Below are 247 nucleotides of genomic sequence, written 5' to 3' on the forward strand. Positions count from 1 at the left end.
CTCCGGAGGATCAACCGGAGGAGTCGTCCCCGGAACAACGAAGTTGTTCACGAACACCCCACCGACCACATCGGCATTGACCTTCACCGAATACGTCACCGTCTTCGTTTCGCCGGCCGCCAAGGTCCCCGTCACCGAGAAACCATCACTGCCGACCATCGTCGCAACCAACGGAGCATCAGCAGCCAAACCACTCAATGCACCCTTGTCCACAACCTGACGCAAATCATCGAAGTACGCCACCTCA

The 247-nt window shown here is 57.9% G+C and carries 1 protein-coding gene; it reads left to right on the top strand.

Annotation, left to right across the window (positions count from 1 at the left end):
• Positions 1 to 220 (top strand): hypothetical protein (locus ASU23_RS33995; RefSeq protein WP_216637126.1); only part of this gene is annotated, 220 nt, incomplete at its 5' end.
• Positions 221 to 247: the final 27 nt, after the last annotated feature.

The sequence above is a fragment of the Rhodococcus sp. KB6 genome (genome assembly GCF_001445685.1).
Lineage (GTDB): Bacteria > Actinomycetota > Actinomycetes > Mycobacteriales > Mycobacteriaceae > Rhodococcus_F > Rhodococcus_F qingshengii.